Raw genomic sequence first — 1835 nt, 5'->3', positions numbered from 1 at the left:
TTAAATAGTTACTATTTTTTAATTCAACAATAATTTTCTGGCAAAGATTATCAAACTGTGAATAGGAAAATGAATATCAATGCACATTTGTTAATTGGTGTTTAAACCATGTGATTTGTTTTTTAGCATAAACTTTATTAGCTTGAATCATTGCTGCTAATGTTGCTTCATATGAAAGCTCACCTTTTAAATAACGAATAATTTCTGAACAACCAATAATTTTCATACTTTGCTTTGTTAAATCATAATTACAATATTTATATGCTGCTTCAACTTCAGCAAATAAACCTTGCTCTGTTAACCGTAACACCCGATCAAATAAATATTGATGCAGTTCTGCTTTATCTGGTAATAACCCAATAATATATGGTTCAATATATCATTCATTTCGGTGATGATCATTACTTGATTTTAATATTCCTGTTTGTAAATAATATTCTAATGCCCGCCAAACTCGTTTTTGGTTATTGGGATGAATTTTAGTACTCTCTTGTGGATCAATTGTTGCTAATTTTTCTCATAAAGCATAATTTGAAACATGTTCATATTCCTTTGTTTTTAATAAATCACGACCCTGATCAGAAAATTGGTAATTCTTTAATAGTGCATTAATATATAACCCACTACCACCAACAACAATTGGAATTTTATTTTTACTTCATAATTGGGCTAATATTTTTCGTCCCTGCTGTTGGTACATCTTAATGGAATAATTATCATTTAAATCAATTGTTGATAATAAATGGTGTGGAATTCCAACTTGTTCAGATGGTGTTACTTTATTTGTTGCAAGATTTAACCCATTAAAAATTTGGGTTGCATCAGCATTAATACATTCGCCATTAAAACGCTGAGCGATTTTAATTGATAAAGCAGTTTTACCACTTCCTGTTGGTCCAACAATTAAAATAACTTTTTTCGCCACCATCAAAACCTCACTTATCTCTTTATAAATTTTATCGGATAATTTATTTTTTTCAAATTAAAAAACTAACATTCAACTGTTAGCCTTTCATTTATTTTTAAGATAACCCTGAACCGCTTTAAGTGTTTGGGTGTAGAGTTACTGATTTATATAGCGGTTAATAACCCCAAACACACCTTAACGTTATAATAAACGTAGAAAACTGTCCTTGCGGAAAATTACATTTTATTTCTTTTTAGAAAAAATAACAAATCTAGTTTATTCAATTCCTAATAAATTAGAAATTACAAAACTTCCAATTAAATAACTAGAAACTGTTCCATAAATATTTGCAACAACTAATTTAACTCCAATTTTTTGTTCAATTGGTAAAATTGGTAAATTTTCAAAAAGATTCTCATTACTATTAACAACAGGATGCGCATCAACAAAATGTTTAGTTCATTTTTCAGGATCTCAGACCGTAAAAGTTAAAGTAATTCCTGCAATATCAGGACTAATAATATTTTGAATATTTTCCTTATCATCTTCAGTGCTATATTCCTTTCAAATATTTTTTAATTGAACATCATAATTTGTTTGCACTTTTTGTAAGTAAGCATTAAGTAAAACATGATAAAAAATTCCTTGATCAAATTTTGTCTCCTCATCATAATTCTTACTATTAGGATTTAAGGTTCATGAATGCGCATCTTTAAATCAATCTTTTACATTTTCACTGCGAAGTTGGTCAACATATAATCAACGTTTTTTGTTATATAAATCTGATTTTTCTGAAATTGGATTATCATAATAAGATACTAAAGTTTCTAAATCCGTTACTGTTTTATTTTTACTTTTTTGATCTAAATATCAAAAAGTTTCTAAATCCGTTACTGTTTTATTTTTACTTTTTTGATCTAAATATCAA

1 protein-coding gene and 1 pseudogene are annotated in these 1835 nt (G+C 27.4%); both read right to left on the bottom strand.

Going from position 1 to position 1835, the window contains the following annotated elements; all coding sequences use genetic code 4:
• On the bottom strand, window positions 1-928 hold a 928-nt coding region (gene miaA / locus C6B38_RS03010; RefSeq protein WP_105298608.1), incomplete at its 3' end, for a tRNA (adenosine(37)-N6)-dimethylallyltransferase MiaA.
• Window positions 929-1183: 255 nt separating this feature from the next.
• Window positions 1184-1835 (bottom strand): annotated as a pseudogene (locus tag C6B38_RS03005) (hypothetical protein); the annotation flags it as partial.

The sequence above is a fragment of the Spiroplasma sp. ChiS genome (assembly GCF_002968355.1).
GTDB lineage: Bacteria > Bacillota_I > Bacilli_A > Mycoplasmatales > Mycoplasmataceae > Spiroplasma > Spiroplasma citri.
Note: the sequence above shows the minus strand (reverse complement) of the source record. Positions and strands in the feature narration are given on the sequence as shown.